Raw genomic sequence first — 1,827 nt, 5'->3', positions numbered from 1 at the left:
GTCCTGGTCGGGGCACAAACTCAGTGGTGTGTTGTAGAGATGGTTAATTGGTAGGGTAGTTTCTCTTAAGCCGACGGTTCTCCCGGAGGGATCCCTATGGGACAGGTTTGAGTCCTGGTCGGGGCACAAACTCAGTGGTGTGTTGTAGAGATGGTTAATTGGTAGGGTAGTTTCTCTTAAGCCGACGGTTCTCCCGGAGGGATCCCTATGGGACAGGTTTGAGTCCTGGTCGGGGCACAAACTCAGTGGTGTGTTGTAGAGATGGTTAATTGGTAGGGTAGTTTCTCTTAAGCCGACGGTTCTCCCGGAGGGATCCCTATGGGGTACGAATTTTGAAAAAGTAAATGAATATGTGTATATAAAGAGATTTTACTCTTTTTAAAACTTAATAAAACAGAAAAATGATAATAAGAATTTCAGAATTTCAAAATATTTTTAAAAATTATACCTTTATAGATCTTTACCTGTAGCCTGTATATTTGTTTGAAGGACCCTCAATAAGAAAATGTTCAAAAAGGGCAATAGAATCTCATATAAAGTAAAATAAAAATTTTATATTATTTTTTAGGAAAGGGATCGAATAATGTTGATTATTAATATATAAAAAAATATTTTTAACATATGATTGAAAAAAGGGGGAAATATTATTTTCTTTTCAGAATATTATTATAAATGCTTTAAAGAGTTATTAATGGAGAATTTTTAGATAGTAACTTTATATGTGAGATCAAATGTCTAAGGAAATATTTAAAAATAATAGTTGTTTTAAAGAGAGTTGTAAAAATCATTAATTCAGTGAACAATATTAAGCACAAGACAATTTTAAGATTGAATTACTCTGCTGGTCTAATGGTGTCATTAGTTATAAGATTAAAGCCAGCGGATACTAATATCGAAAGGAATTTGTTACATATAATAGGTTCAAAAGGGAAAAAAGACAGAGATACTATTCTTTTGGATTATTCTCTAAAGGCTCTTAAAAAATATTTCAAAGTTTATAGACCTTTAGCGTGATTATTGGAGGGTGGAAGGAGGGGAAAACACATTTCTACAAGAACGGTTCGGGCAACATTCAAGCATTTATGCCTTAAGACGGGAATAAAGGAATATGTAACAGTTCATTCACTAAAACATAGTTTTGCGACACATCTTTTGGAGAGTGGCGTGTACTTAAGGTATATTCAGGATATGGGTGAACATAAGAGCAGTAAAACTACTGAAATTTATACACATGTGAGTGAGGTTAGCATAGTGAGGATAAAAAGTCCACTTGATGATATTGTGGAGAGAGGAAATATGATCACGTCTAGATGGATTTATATGCGCAGTATTGCGGATATAACACTAAATCAAGATAATATCCGCAATGCGGATATAAATGAGTTAGGCGACATTTTGCTTAGGGAGGAATAGAAGATGTCAAGTAGATTAATAGAAATATTTGAGGATGTAAGACTCGTAAACAGGATTAAAAATAAGCTGCCGTATTTATTTCAGCTTGCAGAGCTAGAGAGTTCAAGAGCTGGAAAAATCGGGATGGAAGTTGGCTCTCTTCGTGAAAGAATCATCATTGCTTTGCTTATCTATAAATTTGGAGAGGCGAATGTAGAAACTGAAATTCCAATTACGGAACCAGAAGTTGATGTAAAATTATTTGGTGAACCTTTCTCCATAAAAACAATTACAGGAAAAGGATTTAGTGGAGTTAAACTCATATGGACAGTTGATGCACAAAAGGCAAAGGAGTTTAGAGAAACTTATTATCCACACTGCGATATTATACTAATTCAAATTAACTGGGGAAGTGTAGGAGGGTTTTATTACATT

3 protein-coding genes are annotated in these 1,827 nt (G+C 34.4%); all 3 read left to right on the top strand.

Going from position 1 to position 1,827, the window contains the following annotated elements; genetic code table 11:
* Positions 1-849: 849 nt before the first annotated feature.
* A complete protein-coding gene (locus tag H0Z29_12110; GenBank protein MBO8132228.1) occupies positions 850-1,014 on the top strand; it encodes a hypothetical protein in 165 nt (54 codons plus the stop codon).
* A gap of 3 nt (positions 1,015-1,017) precedes the next feature.
* Entirely contained in the window at positions 1,018-1,413 is a 396-nt protein-coding gene (locus H0Z29_12105) for a tyrosine-type recombinase/integrase (protein MBO8132227.1), read from the top strand.
* A gap of 3 nt (positions 1,414-1,416) precedes the next feature.
* Positions 1,417-1,827: ThaI family type II restriction endonuclease (locus tag H0Z29_12100; protein ID MBO8132226.1), on the top strand; the 411-nt coding region annotated here is incomplete at its 3' end.

The organism is Candidatus Neomarinimicrobiota bacterium, from assembly GCA_017656425.1.
Taxonomy (GTDB): Bacteria; Fidelibacterota; UBA2242; order UBA2242; family B5-G15; genus JACDNV01.
The sequence above is the reverse complement of the archived record's forward strand: the minus strand, read 5'-3'. Positions and strand labels throughout refer to the sequence as shown.